The 23488-nt window shown below is 73.4% G+C and carries 18 protein-coding genes; 5 read left to right on the top strand and 13 right to left on the bottom strand.

Annotation, left to right across the window (positions count from 1 at the left end; genetic code table 11):
- Positions 1-39: 39 nt before the first annotated feature.
- The 4 genes from hemW to CXH06_RS09110 form a co-directional block, all read right to left on the bottom strand.
- Positions 40-1200, bottom strand: coding sequence for a radical SAM family heme chaperone HemW (gene hemW, locus CXH06_RS09125; RefSeq protein ID WP_114854871.1), 1161 nt, complete (start codon positions 1198-1200; stop codon positions 40-42).
- Positions 1197-1934 (bottom strand): MOSC domain-containing protein, encoded by a 738-nt coding sequence (locus CXH06_RS09120; RefSeq protein ID WP_232820286.1) that lies wholly within the window; start codon positions 1932-1934, stop codon positions 1197-1199. Before CXH06_RS09120 ends, hemW begins: the two co-directional genes overlap by 4 nt.
- Positions 1931-3817: a translation elongation factor 4 gene (lepA, locus tag CXH06_RS09115; RefSeq protein ID WP_114854870.1), complete on the bottom strand. Its 1887-nt coding sequence runs from the start codon at positions 3815-3817 to the stop codon at positions 1931-1933. Before lepA ends, CXH06_RS09120 begins: the two co-directional genes overlap by 4 nt.
- Before the next feature lie 138 nt (positions 3818-3955).
- Entirely contained in the window at positions 3956-4582 is a 627-nt protein-coding gene (locus CXH06_RS09110; protein ID WP_114854869.1) for a M23 family metallopeptidase, read from the bottom strand.
- Positions 4583-4733: 151 nt separating this feature from the next.
- On the opposite strand from CXH06_RS09110, the gene CXH06_RS09105 reads away from it, so the two are divergent.
- Entirely contained in the window at positions 4734-5294 is a 561-nt protein-coding gene (locus tag CXH06_RS09105; protein ID WP_114854868.1) for a type II toxin-antitoxin system PemK/MazF family toxin, read from the top strand.
- Positions 5295-5585: 291 nt separating this feature from the next.
- Positions 5586-5852, top strand: a complete 267-nt coding sequence (gene rpsT / locus CXH06_RS09100) for a 30S ribosomal protein S20 (protein WP_114854867.1) — start codon at positions 5586-5588, stop codon at positions 5850-5852.
- An 83-nt stretch (positions 5853-5935) separates the two neighbouring features.
- Here the strand turns inward: rpsT and holA are convergent, their stop codons facing one another.
- The 8 genes from holA to CXH06_RS09060 form a co-directional block, all read right to left on the bottom strand.
- On the bottom strand, positions 5936-6922 hold the full coding sequence (gene holA, locus CXH06_RS09095) for a DNA polymerase III subunit delta (RefSeq protein ID WP_114854866.1): 987 nt from the start codon (positions 6920-6922) through the stop codon (positions 5936-5938).
- Between the two features lie 34 nt (positions 6923-6956).
- A complete protein-coding gene (locus CXH06_RS09090; RefSeq protein WP_114854865.1) occupies positions 6957-9329 on the bottom strand; it encodes a ComEC/Rec2 family competence protein in 2373 nt (790 codons plus the stop codon).
- Positions 9326-10018, bottom strand: a complete 693-nt coding sequence (locus CXH06_RS09085; RefSeq protein ID WP_114854864.1) for a ComEA family DNA-binding protein — start codon at positions 10016-10018, stop codon at positions 9326-9328. Before CXH06_RS09085 ends, CXH06_RS09090 begins: the two co-directional genes overlap by 4 nt.
- 101 nt (positions 10019-10119) lie before the next feature.
- Complete coding sequence (locus tag CXH06_RS09080; RefSeq protein ID WP_114854863.1) at positions 10120-10809, bottom strand: vitamin K epoxide reductase family protein; 690 nt, start codon at positions 10807-10809, stop codon at positions 10120-10122.
- A gap of 41 nt (positions 10810-10850) precedes the next feature.
- Positions 10851-11843 (bottom strand): NAD(P)-dependent oxidoreductase, encoded by a 993-nt coding sequence (locus CXH06_RS09075; RefSeq protein WP_114854862.1) that lies wholly within the window; start codon positions 11841-11843, stop codon positions 10851-10853.
- Complete coding sequence (locus tag CXH06_RS09070) at positions 11840-14473, bottom strand: alpha/beta fold hydrolase (RefSeq protein WP_157975686.1); 2634 nt, start codon at positions 14471-14473, stop codon at positions 11840-11842. Before CXH06_RS09070 ends, CXH06_RS09075 begins: the two co-directional genes overlap by 4 nt.
- A 53-nt stretch (positions 14474-14526) precedes the next feature.
- Positions 14527-15558, bottom strand: coding sequence for a 3-oxoacyl-ACP synthase III (locus CXH06_RS09065; protein ID WP_114854861.1), 1032 nt, complete (start codon positions 15556-15558; stop codon positions 14527-14529).
- Positions 15559-15679: 121 nt separating this feature from the next.
- Entirely contained in the window at positions 15680-16681 is a 1002-nt protein-coding gene (locus tag CXH06_RS09060; protein WP_157975681.1) for a sugar phosphate isomerase/epimerase, read from the bottom strand.
- A 106-nt stretch (positions 16682-16787) separates the two neighbouring features.
- Here CXH06_RS09060 and eis point away from each other — a divergent pair, with 106 nt between their 5' ends.
- On the top strand, positions 16788-18017 hold the full coding sequence (gene eis, locus CXH06_RS09055; protein WP_114854859.1) for an enhanced intracellular survival protein Eis: 1230 nt from the start codon (positions 16788-16790) through the stop codon (positions 18015-18017).
- A 27-nt stretch (positions 18018-18044) separates the two neighbouring features.
- Here the strand turns inward: eis and CXH06_RS09050 are convergent, their stop codons facing one another.
- Positions 18045-18401: a hypothetical protein gene (locus tag CXH06_RS09050; protein WP_114854858.1), complete on the bottom strand. Its 357-nt coding sequence runs from the start codon at positions 18399-18401 to the stop codon at positions 18045-18047.
- Between the two features lie 216 nt (positions 18402-18617).
- On the opposite strand from CXH06_RS09050, the gene CXH06_RS09045 reads away from it, so the two are divergent.
- Positions 18618-22085: a bifunctional proline dehydrogenase/L-glutamate gamma-semialdehyde dehydrogenase gene (locus tag CXH06_RS09045; protein WP_114854857.1), complete on the top strand. Its 3468-nt coding sequence runs from the start codon at positions 18618-18620 to the stop codon at positions 22083-22085.
- Between the two features lie 110 nt (positions 22086-22195).
- Positions 22196-23476 (top strand): glycoside hydrolase family 76 protein, encoded by a 1281-nt coding sequence (locus CXH06_RS09040; protein WP_114854856.1) that lies wholly within the window; start codon positions 22196-22198, stop codon positions 23474-23476.
- Positions 23477-23488 lie beyond the last annotated feature (12 nt).

Raw genomic sequence — 23488 nt, 5'->3', positions numbered from 1 at the left:
TCACCAGTGTGCCCCGGGGTGGACGGCAGGGGGAAGCGCTCAGGGCACGAGGTCGCGGATGACCGCGTCGGCCAGCAGCCGGCCCTCGCGGGTGAGCACCGCGCGGCCGTCCTCGAGGGCGGCGGCCTCGAGATGACCACGGTCGCGATGCACGGCGAGCTGGTGACGCCTCGGCGCCGGGATCGCCTCCACCGCGAGGCCGTCGGCGATCCGCAGCTCGAGCATGATCCGCTCGACCAGGCGGTCCTCCGCGGAGAGCTGCTCGGAATCCGCCACCGGCAGGGTGTCGGCCGCGAGCGTCGCGGCATAGCGGCTGGGGTGCTTGAGGTTCCAGGCGCGCAGCCCGTCGCGGTGGCGGTGGGCGCCGGGCCCGATCCCCCACCAGTCCCCGCCCTGCCAGTAGGCGAGATTGTGGCGGGAGCGCCGGGCCGGGGTGCGGGCGAAGTTGGAGACCTCGTACCAGGACAGCCCGTCGGCGCGGGCCAGATCGTCGATCAGCTCGTACTTGTCCGCCATGTCGTCGGCGTCCGGGGCCTCGAGCTCGCCGCGGCGCAGCTGCCGGGCCATCGCGGTGTTGCCCTCGATGATCAGCGAGTACGCGGACAGGTGGTCGACACCGCACGCCAGCGCCGCCCGCACGGAGGTCTCGACGTCGCCCAGGGTCTCCCCCGGTGTGCCGTAGATGAGGTCCAGGCTGACCTCGAGCCCCGCCTCGCGCGCCCAGGCCACGGCCTGCGGCACCTTCTCCGGATCATGGGTGCGGTCCAGCGTGGCCAGCACCGAGGGGACCGCGGACTGCATCCCGAAGGAGACGCGCGTGATGCCGCCGTCGGCCAATCGGGAGAGGGAGGCGCGGGTGACGGAATCGGGGTTGGCCTCGGTGGTGACCTCGGCGCCGTCCGCGAGCGGGATCAGCGAGCGCAGGTGCTCCAGCATCGCGACGAGATCGTCGGCGGGCAGCAGCGTGGGGGTGCCGCCGCCGAAGAAGACCGTGGACACGGCGTCGTACTCGTAGCCCGCCGCGCGGTCGTCCGCGAGCGTCAGGTCCATCTCCCGCATCGCGTTCGCCGGGTACTCGGCCTGCGATCCCCCGCCGCCGAGCTCGGTCGCGGTGTACGTGTTGAAGTCGCAGTACCCGCAGCGCACCGCGCAGAAGGGCACGTGGATGTAGACGGACAGCGGACCCTGCGCCGCGCTCACAGCCCGCGGCCCGTCGAGCGCAGGGCATCGGGGAAGGCGGGATCCTCCCCCGCACGGCGCAGCGCGTTCTGCGCGGAGCCCACCAGCGAGTCGTAGAGCACCGTGCCGCTCTCCTGCGCCCAGTCCAGCAACGCGCGGGCGTCGCCGGGGGTCAGGCCCCGGAAGGCGTCGCCGATGGTGATCCCGTGCGCAGGGCGGTCCAGCACCTCGATCGCGTCGCCGGCGGAGGCCTCCCCCTCCACCATCACGCGGAAGTAGGCGCCGGCCCGGCCGCCGGCCGTGAAGCGCCGGCCCCAGCGCGGATCGCCGATCCAGGCGGCGAAGGTGCCGCAGGGGTTGCGCGGGGTGGTCGCCTCGAGCTCCGCGGTGCCGACCCGCCACCGCTCCCCGATGACCGTCTCGTCCGTGTCCTGACCGGTGGTCACGAGGTTCTCGCCGAAGGATCCGTCGGGCAGCTCCAGCTCGCTCTCGACGGCGTAGGCCGCGCGGACCTCGCGCGAGTAGGCGTAGACGGCCTTGAAGATGCCGCCGTGGTTCTCGCGGTCGCCCTGGACGTCGCCCAGGGCGCCGTGGGTGAGCAGGCGCAGCGGACGGTCCAGGGCTCGCTTGTCGATCCCGCTCATCAGGCTCCGCTCCGGGACCTCGAACAGCTGGGCGACGGCGCAGACCGCACCGATCCGCCCGCCGCGGGAGGTGTCGATGGCCACGTCGAGCGCGGTGGCGGCGGTGCTCACTTCTTCTTCGCGTCCTTGTCCTTCGGCATCGCGGACTCGTCGGCGGACAGGGCCGCGATGAAGGCCTCCTGCGGGACCTCCACGCTGCCGATGTTCTTCATGCGCTTCTTGCCCTCCTTCTGCTTCTCGAGCAGCTTGCGCTTGCGGGAGATGTCACCGCCGTAGCACTTGGAGAGCACGTCCTTGCGCATCGCGCGGATGTTCTCGCGGGCGATGATCCGGGCGCCGATGGCGGCCTGGATCGGGACCTCGAACTGCTGGCGCGGGATGAGCTTCTTCAGCTTGCCCGCCATCTCCACGCCGTAGGAGTACGCCTTGTCGCGGTGGACGATCGCGCTGAAGGCGTCGACCGGCTCGCCCTGCAGCAGCATGTCGACCTTCACGAGGTCCGCGACCTGGCTGCCGGAGATGTCGTAGTCGAGCGAGGCGTAGCCGCGGGTGCGGGACTTCAGCTGGTCGAAGAAGTCGAAGACGATCTCGGCCAGCGGCAGCGTGTAGCGCAGCTCGACGCGGTCCTCGCTGAGGTAGTCCATGCCGCCCAGGTTGCCGCGCTTGGACTGGCACAGCTCCATGACCGCGCCGATGAACTCGCTGGGCACCAGGATGGTGGCCTTGGTGACCGGCTCCGAGATCTCCTGGATCTTGCCGGTGGGGAAGTCCGAGGGGTTCATGACCTCGACCTCGGTCCCGTCCTCCATGAGCACCTGGTAGACGACGCTGGGCGCGGTGGAGATGAGGTCGAGGTCGAACTCGCGCTCGAGCCGCTCGCGGATGATCTCGAGGTGCAGCAGGCCCAGGAAGCCCACCCGGAAGCCGAAGCCGAGAGCGGTGGACGTCTCCGGCTCGTAGTTCAGGGCCGCGTCGTTGAGCTTGAGCTTGTCCAGCGCGTCGCGCAGCACCGGGTAGTCCGAGCCGTCGATGGGGAACAGGCCCGAGTAGACCATCGGCTTGGGATCCGAGTAGCCGTCCAGCGCCTCCGTCGCGCCGCGCACGGAGGTGGTGACGGTGTCGCCCACCTTGGACTGGCGCACGTCCTTCACGCCGGTGATGAGGTACCCCACCTCGCCGGGGCCGATGCCCTTGGTGGGGTGCGGCTCCGGGGAGCTCACCCCGATCTCGAGCAGCTCGTGGTGCGCCCCGGTCGACATCATGTCGATCCGGTCGCGGGAGCGCAGATGACCGTCGACCACGCGGATGTAGGTGACCACGCCGCGGTAGGTGTCGTAGACGGAGTCGAAGATCATCGCGCGGCAGGGAGCCTCGGGCTCGCCGTGCGGCGGCGGCAGGGTGCGCACCACGTGGTCGAGCAGCTCGGGCACGCCCAGGCCGGTCTTGCCGGAGACGCGCAGCACCTCGTCGGGCTCGACGCCCACCAGCTGGCCGATCTCCGCGGCGTAGCGCTCCGGCTCCGCGCCGGGGAGGTCGATCTTGTTGAGCACCGGGATGATGGTGAGGTCGTTCTCCATCGCCAGGTACAGGTTCGCGAGCGTCTGGGCCTCGATGCCCTGCGCGGCGTCGACCAGCAGGATCGCCCCTTCGCAGGCGGCCAGCGAGCGGGAGACCTCGTAGGTGAAGTCCACATGCCCGGGGGTGTCGATCATGTTCAGCGCGAAGTTGGTGCCGTCGACCTGCCACGGCATGCGCACGGCCTGGCTCTTGACGGTGATGCCGCGCTCGCGCTCGATGTCCATGCGATCGAGGTACTGGGCGCGCATGGCGCGCTCGTCGACGATCCCGGTGATCTGCAGCATCCGATCGGCCAGGGTGGACTTGCCGTGGTCGATGTGGGCGATGATGCAGAAGTTGCGGAGCCGCTCCTGGGGTGTCGACGCGGGCAGGATGTCCCGGGCCTCATCGGCAGCGATCCTGGGGGTCACCGGCATTGTTCCTCTCGTCGCAGCGCACCCCCGCGCACGTGCGCGGGGCATCGACCCATCGTCTCATGGGGTCGGCCCGCGCTCACAGTCCACCTTCTCCCGCGGACCGACCTCACAGGCGGCACGCCCGGTGGACAGGTGCTCTCAGGGGATCTCGAGGATCTGCCCCGCGCGCGGCAGCCCGTCCGGGAAGGCGAAGGGCACGGCGCGCGCCGTGGTGGGATCCGCGGCGGTCATGGCCTGCAGGTGCAGGTGCGGCTCCGTGCTGTTGCCGGAGTTCCCGCAGGCCGCGACCTCCTCGCCCGCCGCGAGCTGCTGGCCGCTCCGCACCCGGATGCTCCCGCGACGCAGGTGGCACAGCGCCACGATCACCGTCGCGCCCCCGTGGTCCACCGCGAGCAGCACATGGTTCCCCGCCAGCGCGGCGAAGCCGGCCGCGGCGCGTCTCCCCTGGGTCAGGGCGTAGCCGACCGAGGGCAGCCCGCGATGGGCCGCATGGTCCTCCTCGCCGTCGTGGACGCCGACCACCACGGCGCGGGCCGGGCTGAGCAGGGGCCGACCGAACCCCGGGAAGACCTCCGGCGGCTCCGGACGCAGCAGCGAGGACAGCCGCAGCGGGGCGCTGCGGCCGCGCTCGTCGACGGGGACCAGATCGATCGAGTGCGCGAGCGCGAAGCGGGAGGTGCCGTGGCTGGGCACCCGGTCGGCCGGGCTGTTCTGCACCAGCCAGCGGCCGCGGCCGGGAGGTGCGAGCTCGAGCACGTCCCCCATGGGGGCCTCCGTCCCGGGGCGTCGCCGAGAGCCCCTCGTCGCCGTTCCCGCCCTTCGTGATCGGCGGGCGCGCCGGGGACCCCGGCACGCCTACCATGCCTGCATCCCCCGTCCTCCGCCAGGGGCGCAAAGCGTCCGGGAAGCGAGCACCATGTCCCTGAGAGCGCTCCTGTCCTCCACGCTGCGCAGCGTCTGGCGGGCCCTGCGGCGAGGAGACCGCCGCGCCGGGGTCCGGCCGGGGTCCGACCCCCGGGCCGCCCTCGCCCTCACCGACCGCCGCGCGACCCCGCCTCTGGCCCTCGCCTACGCCCCGCGGGACGACGGCCGCCCCGACGCCGGGGAGATCGTCTGGGCCTGGGTCCCCTACGAGGAGGATCTGCAGCAGGGCAAGGACCGGCCCGTGCTCGTGCTCGCGGAGGAGGACGCCGCCGTGGGCGGGACCGACGGTCGGGGTCGGGTGCTCGTCGCGCTCATGCTCACCTCCCGCGATCACGCCGAGGCCGGCCGGGTCGCCGTCGACACCCACGGCGCGACCTGGGTGGACATCGGGGCCGGAGCCTGGGACCGCCGGGGCCGATCCTCCGAGGTGCGCGCGGACCGCCTGCTGCGGCTCGCGCTCCCGGCCGTGCGGCGCGAGGGGGCGCGGCTGGAGAGGCCGGTCTTCGACCGGGTGGCGACCGCGGTCCGCGCGGCCCATGGCTGGAACCGCTGAGCGTCGAGCCCTGACCTGGACAGACACACGGGAGACACGGCGCACATCCTCTGGGTGGACCAGGCCGGACTCTGGTAAAGTCCTGCACCGTATGTGTGACATACCGTTCGGTGTGCGCCTGCTGTTCGCCCGTCGTGTCTCAGGGGTGAGCGGTGCGTGCGACCCGGGCGAGTACCCGTGGCAGCGACCCGGGACCGACGTCTCCAGGCGAATCCCCACCGCCGTCCCCGTCGGCTCCGTTCCTCGGCCGTCCCGGATGATCCACCTCAGCAGCACTAGAGAAGAGTCTTCGTGGCAAACATCAAGTCCCAGATCAAGCGGAACACGACGAACGAGAAGGCGCGCCTGCGCAATCGTGCCGTCAAGTCCGAGCTCAAGACCTACATCCGCAAGGTGAAGGCCGCCGTCTCCACCGGTGACGCCGAGGCCGCCGGCGCGGCCCTCCAGGCGGCGAACCGGAAGCTCGACAAGGCCGTGTCCAAGGGCGTCATCCACCAGAACCAGGCCGCGAACCGCAAGTCCGGTCTCGCGAAGCTGGTCGCGGGAGTGAGCGCCTGACCTCGGTCGACTGACCCTGCGCCCCGCTCGACGGGGTGTGTGAAGGGCCCGGTGCGGAATGATCCGCACCGGGCCCTTCGTGCTCAGCGCGCGCGGCGGGCGCGGCAGATCTCCATCACCATCCGCTGCACCGACCAGCGGGGGTCGCGCGCGGCGCCCTTGACCTCGTGGTCGGCGCGGGCCACGGCCTCGAGGGCGCGGGCCAGCGAGCGATCGTTCCAGCTGCGGGCCTCGCGGCCGAGGTTCCGCAGCATCCAGTCCGGCATCCCCAGGGTGCGGGCGTTCGCTCCGGGCGCGGTGACCTTCGCCAGGGAACGCATCTTGGAGGCGATGGCGGCGACGATCGGCACCGGATCGGCCCCCGCCAGTTGTGCCTGCTGCAGCAGCTGCAGCGCCTCCTGCTCGCGCCCGGCGATCGCGGCGTCGGCGACGGCGAAGGCCGTGGACTCCACCCGCCCGGCGGTCAGCGCGTGCACGTCCTGGACGGTGACCTGCGCGGGCACCTGCCCCTCCTCGGGGGTGCTGTCCTCGATGAGCTGACGGCTGATCGCCGCGAGCTCGGCGAGGTCGGTGCCGAAGGCATCGACCAGGGCGACGAGGGCCTCCGGCTGGATGCGGCGCTCGGCCCGGGCGAACTCCGCGGCCACGAAGGCCTGCTTGTCCGCGGCGCGCTTGACGGGGCTCGCGTCCACGCGCGGCACCCCGGCCTTCTTCAGCGCGTCCAGGAGCTTCTTCCCCCGGTTGCCGCCGCGGTGGACGAGCACCAGGGTGACGTCCGGCGCCGGGCTCGCGACGTAGTCGAGCAGCTCGGCGACCAGCACGTCGGGTGCGGCCTGCAGCTGGGGGACGATCACCAGGCGCGGCTCGCCGAAGAGCGAGGGGCTGGCGACCTGGGCCAGGGCGCCCGCGCCGAGCGCGTCCCCAGAGAGGTCGTGGACGGCGACCGTCGGGTCGGCCCGCGTGGCGAGGGTGCGCAGGCGGCGCACCGCACGATCGGCGATCAGACCTTCGGTGCCGTGGACGAGCACGATCGGGGCGAGGGCGACACTGTGCCACTCGACATCGCTCACGGGAGCTCCTCACTGCTCGGGGACCTGGACGATCCTATCGGGCCGGGCCGACGCTCCGGGCCGTGCCCCGGTCCGCGGCGGGCAGCACCACCGTGCCGTGCACATCGGTGCGCAGCTGCTGGGCCCCCGTCTCCTCCAGGAGATCCAGCAGCTCGTCGGTGGGGTGGCCGAAGGTGTTCTCGCGCCCCACGGTGATCAGGGCGAGCCCGGGGTCCAGCCGGCGGTAGAGCGGGGCGTGCTGGAAGCGGGATCCGTGATGGGCGACCTTGACGATGTCCGCCGTGCCGGGGCCCAGCGCGGTCACCTCCTCCTGGGCGGCGGGCTCCAGGTCGCCGAGGGAGACCAGGCGCGTGCCGTCCTCCCAGATGGCCTCGACGACGACCGAGCAGGCGTTGGCGCCGTCGCCCTCCCCCGCGCTCTGCTCCGCCGCGTGCGCGCGCTGCGCGGCCTCGGCGGAGGGCGGCCACAGCACGCGGAGGGCGAGCCCGGGGCGCCGCCAGGTGCTGCCCGTGGACGCGACCACGGCGGGGACTCCCCCGAGCGCGTCCCGTGAGGCCCCCGGCAACGGGCAGATCCACTGCTGGGACGGTGCGCGGGAGCCGGTGAGCGCCGCGCGACCCCCGGTGTGGTCGCGGTGAGGATGGGTGAGCACGAGCAGGTCGATCTCCTGCACCTGCAGCCGGTCGAGGCACTCGCGCAGCAGGGCGGGGTCGGGACCGGTGTCGAGCAGGACGGTGGGAGCCGCGCGCGGGGACGCGGAGGCGACCGCCGGTCGCAGCAGCACCGCGTCCCCCTGTCCCACCGCGCAGGCGGCCAGGATCCAGGGCGGCGCCGGCGCCAGCGGCAGCCACCGCCCGATCCCCGGGGCGAGGGCCACGACCAGCAGGGCCGCGCTCGCCCAGCGCACCGCGCGCACCCGGCGCGCGGCGACCGCGGCCGCGGCGAGCACCAGCACCGCGACGGCGAGCAGGGCGCCGAGCGCTCCCGTCGGGACGCCGATGCGGGACCCCGGGAGCGCATCGGCGGTGCGGGCGACGAGCAGCACGAGGTGCGCTCCTCCGGCGGCCAGCGAGTTCAGGGCGACGGCGAGGGGCGGCCAGAGCATCCCGAGCAGCAGGGCGAGCAGCCCCAGCACGGTCACCGATCCCACCAGCGGGGCCACCAGCACGTTGGCGGGCACCGCCCAGAGGGAGACCTCCGGGGCCAGCAGGATCAGCAGCGGGGTGCACGCCAGCTGGGCCACGAGCGGCACCGCGAGGACGAGAGCGGGGGTGCGGCCCAGGCGCCCGCCGCTGGTCTCGGTGAGCGCGGTGGCCAGAGGCGGTGCGGCCAGCAGGATCGCGGCGGTGGCGAGGGCGCTGAGGAGGAAGCCGACGGAGGCCGCGGTCACCGGGTCCAGCACGGACCACAGGGCGACCGTCAGGGCGAGAGCCGCCACCGGTGAGGCGCGCACCCCGGCGAAGCGGGCGGCCAGCAGCGGCACCGCCATGGTGGCGGCGCGCTGCACGCTCGGCTCGTCGCCCACCAGCCACACGTACCCGGCCACGGCCGCCGCACCGGCCAGCAGGCGAGGACGGCGGCGGACCCCGGCCAGCAGCAGCGGCCCGAGGACCGCGGCCAGGACGAGCGCGATGTTCGCCCCGGAGACGGCGACGAGATGCGTGAGGCCCGCCCGGCGCATGATCTCCTCGGTCCGCTCCGTCATCCCGCTGGTGTCGCCGCTGGTCATCCCGCGGACCAGTGCGGCCTCGTCGGCGGGGAGGTGCGAGGTGGCGTCGCGGGCCTGCTCGCGCAGGGCATGGCGGGCGTCCTGCGCGCGGCCGGCGGCGTCCGAGGAGGACAGCAGGTGGACCTCGGTGGCGCGCAGGACGAGCAGGGATCCGCTGCGGTCCAGCGTGCCGCGCACTCGCGCTCCGTCGCCATCGCGGACGCGGGCCAGGTCGCTCGCGGCGTCGCCGTCGGCGCGCACCAGCACTGAGAGGGAGGCGGGCAGCTCCGCCCGGTCCCGGCCCAGCCGGGCGGGGCTGGCCGCGGTGCGGGACCGCATCGACATCCCGTCCCGGGCCCAGGAGGGGCCGCTGCGCGGGGCTGCGGGGTCCGCGGCGGCGATGACCTGGAGCTCGACCACGAGATCCTCGGAGATCGCCTGGTCGAGCACCTCCTCGGTAGCGCCGTGGCGTGCGAGGGCGGGGACCAGGAGCGTCCCGGCGAGGGCGAGCAGACCCACGTGCGCGAGGATCCCGCGACGGGTGCCGGGGCGGGCGGCGAGGGTGACCGCGGTGAGGGCGAGGGCGAGCAGCACGGCACCGCCGGCAACGGCCGCGGCGGTGCCCGCCGTGATCCCGAGCACGGCGAGACCCCACAGGCAGGTGGCGGCCGGGAGGAGGCGGAGGTCGGCGCGGGTCACACCACGGCCCGTCCCCGGATCTCCTCGAGGGTCGCGGGACCGATCCCGGACACCTCGAGCAGATCGTCCACCGCGGTGAAGGGGCCGTTCCCCTCGCGGTGCTCGATGATGCGCCGGGCGAGCGCGGGGCCCACCCCGGGGAGCTCCTCGAGCTCGGCGGCGCCGGCGGTGTTGAGGTCGATCTCCGGCCCCTCGCCGCCGGCATCACCCGGCGCGGAGGGATCCGGCGCGGGCGGCGGCTCCTCGCCGGGACGCGGGAGGTGGACCTGCTCGCCGTCGGCCAGGGGCCGCGCGAGGTTCACCGCCGCCAGGTCGGCCTCCTCGGTGGCCCCGCCCGCCGCCTGCAGGGCATCGTCGACGCGGGAACCGGCGGGGAGGCGGACCACACCCGGGGAGGCGACCGCGCCGGAGACGTGCACCACCAGCTCGCCGCTCGGGGGCTCCGGGCTCTCGGTCTCCTCGGGATCGTCCGGGGGCGGACCGGTCGTGGCCTCCTCCGCGGCGCTCGGTGTCGTCGCATCCAGCGGCACCGCGGAGCCGGTGGTGGAGAGGTGGAGCGCCCCCAGGGCGAGAAGGACCAGCACCGCGATCCCGATCAGCGAGGACGCCGACGGCGCCGGCAGGGGGCGGCGGCGGTGCCGCCCGCTGCGACCTCGTCCCGTCCCGGCTGCTCCAGACCGTGCTCCCATGTCCGGGACCCTAGGCGGGCATCGCCGCGGCGCTCACCGCCGCATCGCGCGCTGGGGACGACCGCCCGCTGGGGAGGAACGGTGGCGGGAGACGCGAGGTGTCAGCCGAGACCGAGGACCACGAGCCACTGACGCCAGAAGGCCGCGAGGATGACCAGCAGCACCAGCAGGTACCAGGCGAGGGTGAGGAGCACCCAGCGGCGCAGCACCGCGGCGAGCGGCCGCGGGAGGGTCAGGTCCCCGCTCTCGAGGGTGTGCGCCAGGGTCGCGAAGAACATCGGCGCGGTGACCGTCCAGACCACCATGCACCACGGGCACAGCGCCCGGATCACGAAGATCGCGGAGATCGCGAGGAAGTGCACGTAGCCGAAGGCGAAGGTCATCCCGCCCAGCCGCGCCCAGCGGAACCAGGTGGGCAGCGCAGTGCCCGAGAGCATGAGCGCGCCGACCACCCCCATGATCGCGAAGCCGGCCAGGCCGATGGCCATGTTGGGGATGCCGAGCGCGTGGGACTGCCAGGTCATCATCACGCTGCCGCAGGAGATGAAGGGGTTCACATCGCACGCGAGGCTGGCGCCCGGATTCGCGAGCAGGTACTCCTTGCCCACCTGCAGCTCGAGCGCGGCGATCCAGCCCACCAGCGCGCCCACGAGCAGCACGAGCCCCGTGAGGCGCGCCGGCGCGCGCCGGACGGAGGCCCGCTCGGCGGCGATCTCCGCATCGATCTCGGCGAGCAGCGCGGCCTCCTCCTCGGGCGAGGAGGTCGCGTCGTTCGAGGAGGAGTCGCTCATCAGGGCACCGTGATCTTCCGTGCGGAGGGATCGGGCAGGAGTCAGCGGACGGGATGCTCGCGGAACCAGGCGGCCAGGCGGGCGTTGCCCTCGTCCATGCTCACCCGCGGCGTCCACTGCAGGCGCTCGCGGGTGCGGCGCTGGTCGAACCAGTGCGCGGTGGACATCTGCTCGGCGAGGAACTCGGTCATCGGCGGCTCGTCGTGGCCGGGGCGCCGCTCCCAGATGCGCTCGATGGCGCGTCCGGCGAGGCGAGCGGCGCTGCCGGGGATCCGCAGGCGCGGCCGCGGCACCCCCGCGGCGTCGCACCAGCCGCCGAAGACGTCGCGGACGGTGCGCGGCTCACCGTTGGAGACCACGAAGCTCTCGCCGTGGACGTCCTCGATGCGGTCCCAGGCGGCCACGATCGCCTCGGCGGCATTGGTGACGTAGGTGGTGTCGATGAGGGCCATCCCCTGGTCCAGCAGCGGCAGCCGGCCGCTGCGCGCCCGGTCCACGATCCGGCCCACCAGCTGGGTGTCGCCCGGGCCCCACACCACATGGGGTCGGATCGAGGTGACCAGCAGGTCGTCGGTGCCGTCGGCCTCCATGGCCAGCAGCTCGGCCGCGGCCTTCGTGCGCGAGTACGGTCCGCGGGCGCGCTCGGGATCCGCCGGGGTGGCGTCGAGGCCCACGATCGCACGGCCCAGATGGGCGACCGACGGCGAGGACACGTTCACCAGCGCGCCGCCGCCACCGACCCGCAGCGCGTCCAGCACGTGCCGGGTGCCGTCGATGTTGATCGCGCGGTACTCGCTCTCGGGGCCGGAGATGGAGACCTTCGCGGCGAGATGGATGACCGCATCGGCGCCGGCGACGGCACGCCGCACGTCCTCCGCCTCGGTCAGGGAGCCCTGCACGTCCTCGACGCCCTCGATCCCGGCGGGGCGGCGCTGGAAGGCGCGCACGGTGGCGCCGCGGTCGCGCAGGGTGGTCGCCACTGCACCGCCCAGCAGCCCCGAGGCACCGGTGACCAGGATCGTCGGCGCACTCACAGGGCGTCCGCCCGCTCGCCCCGCAGCGTCTGCGAGGACCAGCGCGACAGGGCCGCGCGGTCGATCTTCGAGTTGTGGCGGATGTCGGTGGGCAGGCAGCGGGTGGTGAACACCGCGACCACCTCGGCGCCCGCCCGCTCGTGCACGCTGCGCCGCACGGCCTCCTGCAGGGACGGCTCCGCCGGTCGGGGCCGCCCGGCCCGGCCGGGACGGTAGTCGTCCTCGGTCTCGAGGATCACGACGACCTGCTGGGTGCCGCGGGGGCCGACGGCGGCCGCTCCGGCACGCCGGACGGTCGGCACCGCCTCGGCGGCCTCCTCGATCCGGACCGGGGTGAACAGCCCGTCGGCCGTGGCGAGGACGTGGGCGGCGCGGCCCTCGACCCAGAGCCGGCCGTTCGCGTCGAGATGGCCCACGTCGCCGGTGGCGTGCCATCCCGGGAAGCGCATGGACTCGTGGGTGGTGCCCCAGAGCATGAGGTAGCGGTCGCGCACGTGCGGGGCGCGGACCAGGATCTCGCCGCTCTCGCCGGCCCGGTCCGTGATCTCGCCGGAGGTGCGTCCCTCCGCGTCCATCACGGCGATCGCCACCTCGACCCGCGGCACGGGGGTGCCGACGCACACGCCGGAGCCCTCCCCCGCCTCCTCGATGCCCTCGAGGTCGATCGCCGTGACGGCGAGACACTCGGTCATGCCGTAGGGGGTCAGCGCACGGGTCTCGGGCATGAGGGTGCGGAGCCGGGCCAGCAGGGGGGCCGGGATCGGCGCGCCGGCGGAGAAGAAGCTCGCGGCCCCGGCCAGTGCGGCCCGGCCGCTCGCGTCGAGCTGGTCGGCGGTGTCCAGGATGTTCCGCAGCGCGGCGGGCGCGGTGAACACGGCCGGACGGCCCAGGGCGGCCACGGCCGCGGCCAGTGCCGGGGCGCTGAGCTCCCCGGGACGGGTGATGTCCATGTCCGGGACCACCGTCGGCGCACCGAGCGCAGGTCCCAGCAGGGCGAAGGGTGCGAAGCCCGCCACCAGGCCGCGCTCGGGCGCCAGGTCGAGGGTGTCCCCCACGGCGGTGAACATCGCTCCCAGCTGGCGGTGGGTGTACACGGCCCCCTTGGCGGGGCCGGTCGAGCCGGAGGTGAACAGGATCGCCGCGTCGGCGTCCGGCGCGGGGTGGGGGACGTCCAGCGGTGCTCCGAGGTCCCGCATGAGGGCGCCGGAGCGGGCGAGCTCGGCGATCGAGGTCTCCACGCCGAGGGCGCGGCGATCCACGGTGGGCAGCTGCTTGACGCTGATCCGCCGGCCGGGCCAGCCCAGTGCGCGGGCGCCCAGGAGGGCCTTGTCGATGCCGATCAGCCAGTCCGGATGGGAGCCGACCACCGCACGGGTCAGCCCCTGCATCCCGAGCCCGGCGTCGGCGATGACGGCGACGGCCCCGAGGCGGAAGCAGGCGTACAGCACGCCGGTGAGATCCGCGCCGGGGGAGATGAGCACGCTGACCCGGTCCCCGGGGCGCACACCGTGGCCCTGGAGTCCGGCGGCGATGTCCTCGACCCGGCGGTGCAGCAGCGACCAGGAGATCTCGCGGGGCTCGCCGTCCTCGGCACCCAGCTCCACGACGGCCGGCCGATGGGCGTGCTGCGGATCGGCCGCGAGGCGGCCGATCGGATCGCCGATGTGCCGCTCCGGTGCGGGCTCCGCGGCGGCGGAGACGGGACGGCGGACCGGCCCCTCGGTGCGCGGCGCCTCGGCGGTGCCGAAGGTCGCCTCGAGCCAGGTCGCGACCAGTCCGGCGACGTCGGCCTCCTCCCACACCAGGTGGGAGGTGTTCTCGAAGCGGTGGACGTCCGCGTGCGGGACGCGCCGGATCAGGTCCCGCAGGAAGCGGTCGGAGAAGGTGATGTCCTTGGGCCCCCAGGCCAGGAGGGTGGGGACCGTCAGGTCCGTGAGCCCCTCGGCGACGCGCTCGAGCGTGGGCCGGGAGGGGTGCTCGGCGCGCGCGGGGATGTCGGCCACGAACTGGTCGATGCCCTGGCGGCGGGCGCGGGTGCGGTACGGGGCGAGGTAGGCCTCCCGCACCTCGGGCGAGATCGCGTCTCCGGACAGGCCGAGGGTGACCCGCAGGAAGGTGTCGGTCAGCGCGGTGGAGGCGCCGCGGAAACCGGGCGCGGTCGCGAGCTGCAGGGCCCGGGGCAGCGCCTCCTCGAGCTGCTGGTGGACACCGGTGTTGGTGAGGATCATCCCGGCGAGGTCGTGGCGGTTGTCCAGCGCCCAGCCCGAGGAGATCAGCCCGCCCCAGTCGTGGCCGACGGTCACCACCGGGCCGCGCAGCGACAGCGCATCGGTGAGCATCGAGAGGTCGGTGACCCGGTCCTGGTAGCGGCGGCGGACGCCCGTGCGCTCGGACCAGCCCATCTCCAGCTGGTCCACGGCGACGACGCGCCAGGGGATGTCGCCTCGCACCAGGGAGCGGAAGAGGAAGGAGTAGGTGGGGTTGCCGTGCACGGCCAGCAGCGTGCCGCGCGGCGTGATGCCGCGCTCGGCCAGCAGCGGCGCGGAGTCCAGCAGGTGCCAGCGGCGCAACTCGCCGGTGTGGTCGCGCACCTCGACGGTGCGGTGCAGCCGGGAGTCGACCCCGGGCATCGACGGGATCTCGGGAACCTCGGCGCGGCGGCGCCCCGTGCTGCTCGTGGTGCTCACCACTGGACCTCCATCATCGCCGTGTTCAGACCGGAGCCGACTCCCATCAGCAGCACCCTCTGACCGCGCTGGATGTCGTTCTGCGCGTGCGCGAGCGTCATCGGCACCGCCTCGGCCGCGACATTGCCCCAGTCCGCGAGGGTGACGGGGATGTGCTCCATCGGCACGCCCGTGATCTTCGAGAAGTTGCGGATGTAGACGGAGGAGACCTGGTGCGGGATGACGACGTCGAGGTTCTTGAAGTCGAATCCGGACTCGTTGGCCCCCTTCCAGGTGTCCAGGATGAGCTGGATGCCGTTCTCGAGCAGGCCGGCGGAGTCGGTCCGCATGTCCTGCATGTTCGCCACGCACAGCTCGTGGTGCTCGGTGCCGGCGCGGGACTGGGTGTGCTTCAGCCGGTGCCCCTCGGGGTGGGCGTCGGCCGGGCCCAGGACGGCGGCGGCGGCGCCGGAGCCGAGGGTCAGGGACGCGAACTGGTTGTTGAAGTCCGCGCGGGTGGAGTTCTTGGCGTTGATGCGGTCGATCGTTCCGCGCTGGACCTCCTCGACGTCCTCCGCGCCGACGATCAGGGCGTACCGGATCTGCCCCGAGTCGATCATCGCCGCGGCCATCGTCATCGCGTTGACGAAGCCGAGGCAGGCGTTGGTGATGTCGAAGTTCATGCAGCTGCTGGGCATGCCCAGGGAGTGGTGGATCCCGGTGGAGACCGCGGGCTCGAGATGCTGGCGGGAGACGGAGGCGTTGATCATCAGCCCCACCTGGTCGCGCATGATGCCGGCCTTGGCCATGGCGCGCTCCGCAGCGAGGACGACGCCCTGCTTCCAGCCGTTCTCGCGGTCCTGCCACCAGCGGCGCTCGTACACGCCCGCGACGCGCTGCAGCACCCCCTTGGGCAGGCGCAGCCGCTTGCGGGCCGGGGAGAGCATCTCGTCGATCTCCTCCGAGGTGACGGTCACCTGCGGCAGGGTCATCTCGACCGCCAGCAGGCTCGTGTTCGCGTGGACGATCCCTGTGTTGCCGTTCCCCATCTGCGTGCGCTACCTCGTCAGTTCCGTGAAGTTCTCGTCGTCGCATGAGCTCCGGGGCTCGTGCACACCGGCGGTCCGGGAAGGGGACGCGGGGCCGCGACGGGTCGGGACCATGCGAGCGTCATTCTCCCACCTGCTCCTGCGGACGCCCTGCGGGGGTGTTCGATCCCACGTCCTGGGCGGAGCTGTCGGCGTCGAGATGGTGGCCCAGGTGATGGCGTGCGAAATCCAGGCACTGCCGGAGCGTCTGCTCGCGCTTGTCCGGGTTCGAGCTGGTGGTGACCTCGAGCAGGACCGAGCCCTCCCAGCCGCGGTTGGCCAGGCGCCGGAGCACCTCCGCGCAGGGCTGGTTCCCCTCGCCCGGAGGCAGGTGCTCGTCCTTGGTGGTGTTGCCGGAGCCGTCGGCCAGGTGCAGGTGGGTCAGCCGGTCCCCGAGCCGCTCGATCATCTCCAGGGCGTCGTCGCCGGCGGTTGCGGCGTGGGAGAGGTCGACGGTGACATGGGCGTAGTCCTCGTCGGTGGGGTCGTGATCGGGCAGGTAGTTCAGCAGCTCCCGCACGCCCAGCCGCCACGGGTACATGTTCTCCACCGCGATCGCGATGCCGTACTGCTCCTCGAGCGCGGCGACGCCCTCGACGAACTCGCGCGCGTATCGCCCCTGCCACCGGAACGGCGGATGCGCGACGACGGTGGGCACCTCCAGCTCCCGGGCGATCTGCACCGTGCGCTCGATCTTGATCCAGTTGTCCCGGCCCCACAGCCCCTGGAGGAAGAACAGCGTGGGGGCGTGCAGAGAGAGGATCGGCATCTCGTAGCGCTCGACGTACTCGCGCAGCAGCGCGGGGTCCTGGCTGTCCCGGGGATAGGACACCATGACCTCCATGCCGTCGTAGCCCAGCTCGCGGGCCAGACGGAAGCCCACCTCTACCCCGGCCGGGAAGACGGAGGAGGTGGACAGGCCCACGGGGATCCGCCGCTGCGGGTCCTGGTCGCTGCGCGGGTCGCCGGCGGCGAGCCGCCGGGAGAGCTTCTCGCGGGCCGAGCGCTGTGCACTGTTGGACCGGGTCAGGGGCTTCCGGGCACGGGAGCGCGGAGCGTTCCCCGCGTCGCGGTCACGGCTCACGATTCCTCCTCATCGGCGAGTTGCGCATCGGCGGATGTGCGAAGCAAGTATGCAACAGGGGCCGGCGGGGACCTCGCGCGGCACCGCCCAGCCTAGACTCGCTCCCATGCCCGTCCGCGACCTCCTCTCCGCTGACCTCCACGCCTACGGGATGCTCACCTCCCAGGCCTTCGGAGGCTCCTTCGATCCCGGCGCCGTGCCCTCGGAGCTCTCCCCCGGGGTGACGGCCCTGGGCATCGACTCCGCTCCCCTGCCCGGCGGCCAGGAGGGTGTGCTCGCCGCGGCGGCGGAGATCCGCCACGACCGCATAGCCCTGGGCGGCGGCACCGCCGGCTGCGGGGGGATCGGCGGGCTCGCCGTGCACCCGGCGCATCGCGGCGACGGCCTGTTCCGCGAGCTGCTGACCGCGGTCATCGCGCGCTGTGACGCCGAGGACCTGCCTCTGTCGATGCTCTACCCCTCGAACCCCGCGATCTACCGCGCGCTGGGCTACCAGGTGGTCGCGCGGGTCGAGTCCCTCGTCGTGCCGCTCGTGGACCTGCAGCGGATCCGAGCCGTCCCCGGGCGCCGCCCGGTCCCCGTCACCGAGGCGACCATGCCGCGGCTCCGGGACCTCCACCACCGGCTCAGCGCCGAGGACAACGGCATGCTGCGCCGCGAGGGTCCGCTGTTCGGCACGGGGATGCCCGGCGGCGGCTGGGCGGCGATGCTGCTCGAGGACGAGCACGGCACCGATCGCGGGTACCTGTCCTGGACGCGACGCAGCGGCGCTGCGGACGGGATCGGTCTCGAGGTGCACGAGCTGATGGGGACCGATCGCGAGGACCGCCTGGCGCTCCTGCGCTCGCTGGGCTCGTGGTCGACGGTCACCGAGCGGGTCCGCCTCCGCCTGCGCACCGAGGACCCGGTGCTCGATGCGCTGCCCGGCGGCGGCGCGCGCCCGGACACCGGCCCGGTGCCCTTGGTGATGATGCGCGTGATCGACACCGCCGGCGCCCTGCGCTCCCGGCCCGCACCCCCGGGGTCGCGGGGCGCGGTCCGCCTGGTGGTCGAGGACGGCACGGTCCCCGCGGGCACCTGCCGGGCCGCGGGGACCTACCTCGTCTCGGCGGCCGACGGTCGCATCGACGTCGAGGAGGGCACCGCCGATGCCGGCGGGGCCCTCCTCGGGGAGATCCGCGTGGACGTGCACGCTGCCTCCCTGCTGCTGGCGGGCGGGCGCACCCTCGCCGACGCCCGTCGGCTCGGTCTCGCCGCGAGCGCCGATCCCGCCGCGGAAGGGTTCTTCGACGCGCTGCTGGCCGGTCCGCGGCCCAGCGTCATGGACTCCTTCTGATCCGGCGCCCACGACGTCGTTCCTCGCTCACGAGCTGAGCGGCCTGCCCTCGCTCACCACCCCGTCACCGCCGGCCGTGTCGCTGGGCCCCGGATCGGTCTCCTCGGAGCCGCCTGCCACGCGCTCCGTGACGGAGCTCGCCGCACCCGAGACGGTCTCGGTGACGCTCGAGGCCACACCCGGCGCCTTCTCCTTCACGGCACCGGCGGTGTCGTGCGCGACGCGTCGTGCGGTGTCGCGCGCCTGGGCGGTGCGCCGCTGGACCTCGGGGTCGTCGGCGACCTGTCGGGCGGTGCGCTCGAGGGACTCGTAGGGGCTGCGACCGGCACGGGAGCCGATCACGAAGCCGATGGCCAGTCCTGCCAGGAAAACGAGCTTCTTCATCTCTGCCTCCAGGGGTCGTCCGGTGGTGCCACGCATCGTGCCACAGGACCGGCGCCGCACCGGGAGCGCGCCGACCGAGCGGTCCGGACCCGACCGGCCCCGCGGACCCCGCAGCGGTCCGCCGGGTCGTACGATCAGGAGCGAGGGCGAGGTCGCCCGCGCTGACCAGTTCACGCGTCGCGCAGCACTGCGCGGTGAGGGAGGAGAAGACCCCCGTTGTCCCCGTCATCCCCCGGGCAGCTCCTGCCCGATCCGCACCTGGCCACCTCCGTGACCGTCGAGGACGTCGCGGAGCAGGTGCGCACCTGGGCCCAGGCCGCCGCCACCCGTCCCGTGCCCGGCTCCGCGAAGCTGCTCTCCGATCTGCTGAGGGATCCCGCCGGGCTCGCCTTCACCCTCGCCTTCGTGGACCGGGTGATCCGCCCGGAGGATCCTCGCGCGGCCGCCGTCGAGCTGCGCCGCCTGGCCCAGGACCCGCCGGCGTTCCTGCCCCGCGGCCTCCGCCGGGTGGTCGCCCTCGGCGGCACCGCCTCGCACCTGGTGCCCTCGATGGTGGTCCCCACCGCCCGGACCACGATGCGCCGGCTGGTCTCCCATCTCATCCTCGATGCCCGTCCCGCACCGCTGACCAGTGCGATCGCCCGCCTCAGCGCCGATGGCACACGGCTGAACATCAACCTCCTCGGCGAGGCGGTGCTCGGCGCGCAGGAGGCCGCGCGGCGCCTCCAGGGCGTCCGCGAGCTCGTCGCCCGGCCGGACGTCGACTATGCATCGATCAAGGTGTCCTCGGTGGTGGACCACCTGCCGCTGTGGGCGGCCTCCGAGACGGTCGACCACATCGTCGAGACGCTGCTTCCGCTCTATCTCGACGCCGCCCGCGCGGAGCACCCCACCCTCCTGACGATGGACATGGAGGAGTACCGGGACCTCGAGCTCACGCTGCAGGTCTTCGAAAAGCTGCTGGACCGCCCGGAGCTCGCGCACCTCCCCGCCGGCATCGTGCTGCAGGCCTACCTCCCGGACGGCCCCTCGGCGATGGCGCGACTGCGTCGCTTCGCCGAGCGCCGGGTCGCCGCCGGCGGGGCCCCGATCAAGGTGCGCCTGGTCAAGGGCGCGAATCTCCCCATGGAGCGGGTGGACGCCGCGGTGCACGGGTGGCCGCAGGCTCCGCTGCACAGCAAGGAGGAGACCGACGCGCAGTACAAGCGGATGCTGCTGGAGGCCCTGGACCCGGAGCGTCTGGAGGCGGTCCACGTGGGGGTGGCGGGTCACAACCTCTTCGACGTCGCCTTCGCCCATCTGCTGATGCGCGAGCGGGGCATCCCCGCCGGCCCCGGCCACGGCGTCGAGTTCGAGATGCTCGCCGGGATGGCGCCCGGGCAGCAGGCCGTGGTGCGGGAGGCCACCGGGACCATGCGGCTGTACGTGCCGATCGTCCACCCCCAGCATTTCGACGTCGCGGTCTCGTATCTGGTGCGGCGTCTCGAGGAGAACGCCTCGAGCGAGAACTTCCTCTCCGCCGCCTTCGAGCTGGAGAGCTCGGTGGAGCTGTTCGACCGGGAGCGGGAGCGCTTCTCCCGCGCCCTGGTCCGCGCGCTGCAGGAATCCTCCCCGAGCACGCACCGGATCCAGGACCGCGGAGCGGAGACGATCGGCTGTGACGGGATGCTCCCGCTGGGCAGCCCGGCGCTGCCCGCCGTGCCGGGCGCCTTCCGCAACACCCCCGACACCGACCTGTCCACCCCCGCGAACCAGGAGTGGGCCGCGCAGGTCACCCATCGCATCCGCGGCTCGGAGCTGGGGCGGGCGGAGGCGGAGGCGGCCCGGCTCGGGACCGCCGAGGCGATCGACGGCGCGATCGCACGGGCGCTGGAGGCGCGGACCGCCTGGGCGGCCCTGGGCGTCGAGAAGCGCGCGCTCGTGCTGCGCCGCGCCGCCAGGGTGCTCGCGGCCCACCGCGCCGAGCTGCTCGAGGTGATGGCCTCCGAGACCGGCAAGACCCTCGAGCAGGGCGATCCGGAGGTCAGCGAGGCGATCGACTTCGCCCTCCATTACGCGGAGCAGGCCGAGCGTCTCGCGGCGCGCGGCGATCTCCGCAGTACCCCGCGCCCCCTGACCCTGGTGGCTCCGCCGTGGAACTTCCCGGTCGCGATCCCCACCGGCGGAGCGCTCGCCGCTCTGGTGACCGGCAGCGCCGTGATCATGAAGCCCGCTCCGCAGGCGATCCGCTGCGGCGCCCTGCTGGGACGGCTCCTGCACGAGGCGGGCGTGCCCGAGGGGGTGCTAACGCTGGTCGACGTCGAGGAGGACGAGGTCGGCCGCGCGCTGATCTCCGATCCCCGCGTGGACCAGCTGATCCTCACCGGCGCCTCCGACACCGCGGCGCTGTTCGCCCGCTGGCGTCCTGCGCTGCGGATCCTCGCCGAGACCAGCGGGAAGAATGCGATCGTCGTGACGCCGCAGGCGGATCTGGACCTGGCCGCCCGGGACGTGGCCGCGAGCGCCTTCGGCCACGCCGGACAGAAGTGCTCGGCGGCCTCGCTCGTCATCACGGTGGGCTCGGTGACGACCTCCCGGCGCTTCTCCGCCCAGCTCGCCGACGCCGTGCTCAGCCTCCACGTGGGCGAGCCGACGGATCCGACGGTGCAGATGGGACCCCTCGTCGAACCGCCCGGGGAGAAGCTCCGCGCGGGACTGACCGAGCTGGGCGACGGCGAGGTCTGGCTCTCCCGTCCGCAGCAGCTCGACGAAGAGGGCCGGCTCTACTCCCCCGGGGTGCGCACCGGGGTCGCCGAGGGATCGCCCTTCCATCGCACCGAGTACTTCGGCCCCGTGCTCGGTGTGATCCATGCCGACACCCTCGAGGAGGCGGTGCGGATCCAGAACGGCACCGCCTACGGGCTCACCGCGGGCCTGCACTCCCTCGAACCGGCGGAGATCGCCTGGTGGAGCGAGCACGTCGAGGCCGGCAACCTGTACGTCAACCGCGGCATCACCGGCGCGATCGTGGAGCGCCAGCCCTTCGGCGGGTGGAAGCGCTCGGCGATCGGTCAGACCGCGAAGGCCGGCGGGCCCCACTACCTGGTGCACCTCATGGACTGGGCCGACGGTCCCGACGTGCCCGCCGTCGGGGCGGACCCGGAGGCCTGGCTGGCCGAGGCACGCCACTCCGACCGCGAGCACTGGGCGACCACCTTCGCCCCGCGCGATGCGCAGGACCTGCACGGCGAGATCAACGTGCTGCGCCACCTGCCGCTGCCGGTCATGGTGCGGGCGGCATCCGGCACAAACCCGCACGAGCTCGAGCGCGTGCTCCACGCCGCGGCCACCGTCGACGCCGAGATCGAGGTCTCCGTCGCCGATCCGGCGCTGACCGCGGTGGCTCGCTCCGCCGGTGTCCCGGTGACCACACAGGACGCGGAGGCCTTCGCGGCATCCGTCGGCGGCCTGCGCCAGGCACGGATCCGTCTGCTGGGCACGGCCGACGCGGCGCTGCGCGCGGCGCTCGCCGAGCACATCGAGGTGGCTCTGTTCACCGGCGCCGTCGTGGCCAGCGGCCGGGTCGAGCTCCTGCCCTTCCTGCACGAGCAGGCGATCAGCGCCACGAACCATCGCTACGGCACGCCCCTGCCGCACGCGCTGGACCTCACCGGCGGGACGGGCTGGGTGCGCGGGCGGGACTGAGTGGCCGGCAACGTCCCGCTAAAGCGTTTCATCCAGGTGCTATGCAATGGGTCACAGATCCGCTACGTTGGCGCGGACCCTGATCCCGAGTTCACACCGAGGTGCACCCGATGACCACTCCGTCCCCCCGTCCCGCCGTCTCCCGTCGCGGCGTCCTCACGGCAGCGACCGCCACGGGCGCCGCGACCCTGGCCGCCCCTGCCGCCGTCGCCACCCCCGCTGAGAGGACCACCCCGCTCGTGACCGAGACGACCACCACCGTCACCCCGCGCGAGGCGGCCGAGCGCGCGATCGCCGCCGCCTCGGCGCTGATGACGCACTTCGAGGCGGAGACGGACCCGGACATGCTCATCGAGCAGTACCCACGTCAGGAGGAGGACCCGGAGTTCGCCTACGTGTGGCCGCTCTCCCAGGCGCGCGCCGCCGTCACCGAGCTGAGCGACGCACTCCATCAGGGACCGCCGGCGGACACCGGGGACCTCGATCTCGCCGAGGAGGCCGCCGCCCTGCTCCGCGCCCAGGAGCAGTACTGGTACCCCGAGGGCGGGACCACGGGCCTGCCGGGATACACCGCCGCCACCGATTCCGAGCAGGGCGCCCACGGCGACTTCTTCTACGACGACAACGACTGGATCGCGCTCATCGAGCTCGAGCAGCACCTGCTCACGAACGGGGAGGCAGGGGATCTCGACCGCGCCCGGCAGCTCCTGGAGCTGTTCCGCTCCGGCGAGTCCACCGATCCCTCGCTGCCCTCCCCCGGTGGGATCTTCTGGACCCAGGGCGACTGGAACGACGACCGCAACACCGTCTCGACCTTCCCCTCGGCGAAGGTGGCCCTGCGGATCCACCAGCTCACAGGCGATCAGTCGGCTCTCGAGGACGCGCTGCGCTGGATGGCCTGGGGGCGCGAGACCCTGCTGGCCCCGGAGGAGGGTCTGTTCTGGGACAACATCAAGCTCGACGGCTCGATCGACCGGACCTTCTGGACCTACAACCAGGGGGTCCCCCTCGGCTGCGAGGTCCTGGCCTACGAGATCACGGGCGAGGCCGTGCACCGCGAGAACGCCCTGGCCCTGGTCGAGGCGATCGTCGCCCATTACGAGCCCTTCACCCGCGGGGCGGAGCTGGATCGTCAGCCGATCCAGTTCAACGCCATCCTGCTGTCCAACCTGCTGCTGGCGGAGTCCGTGCTGGGCGACCGCGCCCAGGGACGCCGCATCACCGAGGCCTACGCGCAGCGGCTCTGGGAGGACCGCCGCGATCCAGCGACGGATCTGGTGACGGGGTCACGGGAGACCGATGCCGGCACCCACCTGCTGGACCAGGCCGGCTTCGCCCGCACCCTGACCCTGGCGGTCCTCCCGCGATCGCGCTGGACGCACCTCAGCTGAGAGGTGCGCCAG

This window comes from Brachybacterium sp. YJGR34, from assembly GCF_003347015.1.
Classification (GTDB): Bacteria; Actinomycetota; Actinomycetes; order Actinomycetales; family Dermabacteraceae; genus Brachybacterium.
This window is presented reverse-complemented; position numbering and strand designations above follow the sequence as displayed.

Excerpts from the sequence above, each read along its gene's own strand:
- lepA (WP_114854870.1), bottom strand. The coding sequence starts at position 3,817 with ATGCCGGTGACCCCCAGGATCGCTGCCGATGAGGCCCGGGACATCCTG.
- CXH06_RS09110 (WP_114854869.1), bottom strand. The coding sequence starts at position 4,582 with ATGGGGGACGTGCTCGAGCTCGCACCTCCCGGCCGCGGCCGCTGGCTG.
- CXH06_RS09105 (WP_114854868.1), top strand. The coding sequence starts at position 4,734 with ATGTCCCTGAGAGCGCTCCTGTCCTCCACGCTGCGCAGCGTCTGGCGG.
- CXH06_RS09085 (WP_114854864.1), bottom strand. The coding sequence starts at position 10,018 with ATGGGAGCACGGTCTGGAGCAGCCGGGACGGGACGAGGTCGCAGCGGG.
- CXH06_RS09080 (WP_114854863.1), bottom strand. The coding sequence starts at position 10,809 with ATGAGCGACTCCTCCTCGAACGACGCGACCTCCTCGCCCGAGGAGGAG.
- CXH06_RS09070 (WP_157975686.1), bottom strand. The coding sequence starts at position 14,473 with ATGCCCGGGGTCGACTCCCGGCTGCACCGCACCGTCGAGGTGCGCGAC.
- CXH06_RS09065 (WP_114854861.1), bottom strand. The coding sequence starts at position 15,558 with ATGGGGAACGGCAACACAGGGATCGTCCACGCGAACACGAGCCTGCTG.
- eis (WP_114854859.1), top strand. The coding sequence starts at position 16,788 with ATGCCCGTCCGCGACCTCCTCTCCGCTGACCTCCACGCCTACGGGATG.
- CXH06_RS09050 (WP_114854858.1), bottom strand. The coding sequence starts at position 18,401 with ATGAAGAAGCTCGTTTTCCTGGCAGGACTGGCCATCGGCTTCGTGATC.
- CXH06_RS09040 (WP_114854856.1), top strand. The coding sequence starts at position 22,196 with ATGACCACTCCGTCCCCCCGTCCCGCCGTCTCCCGTCGCGGCGTCCTC.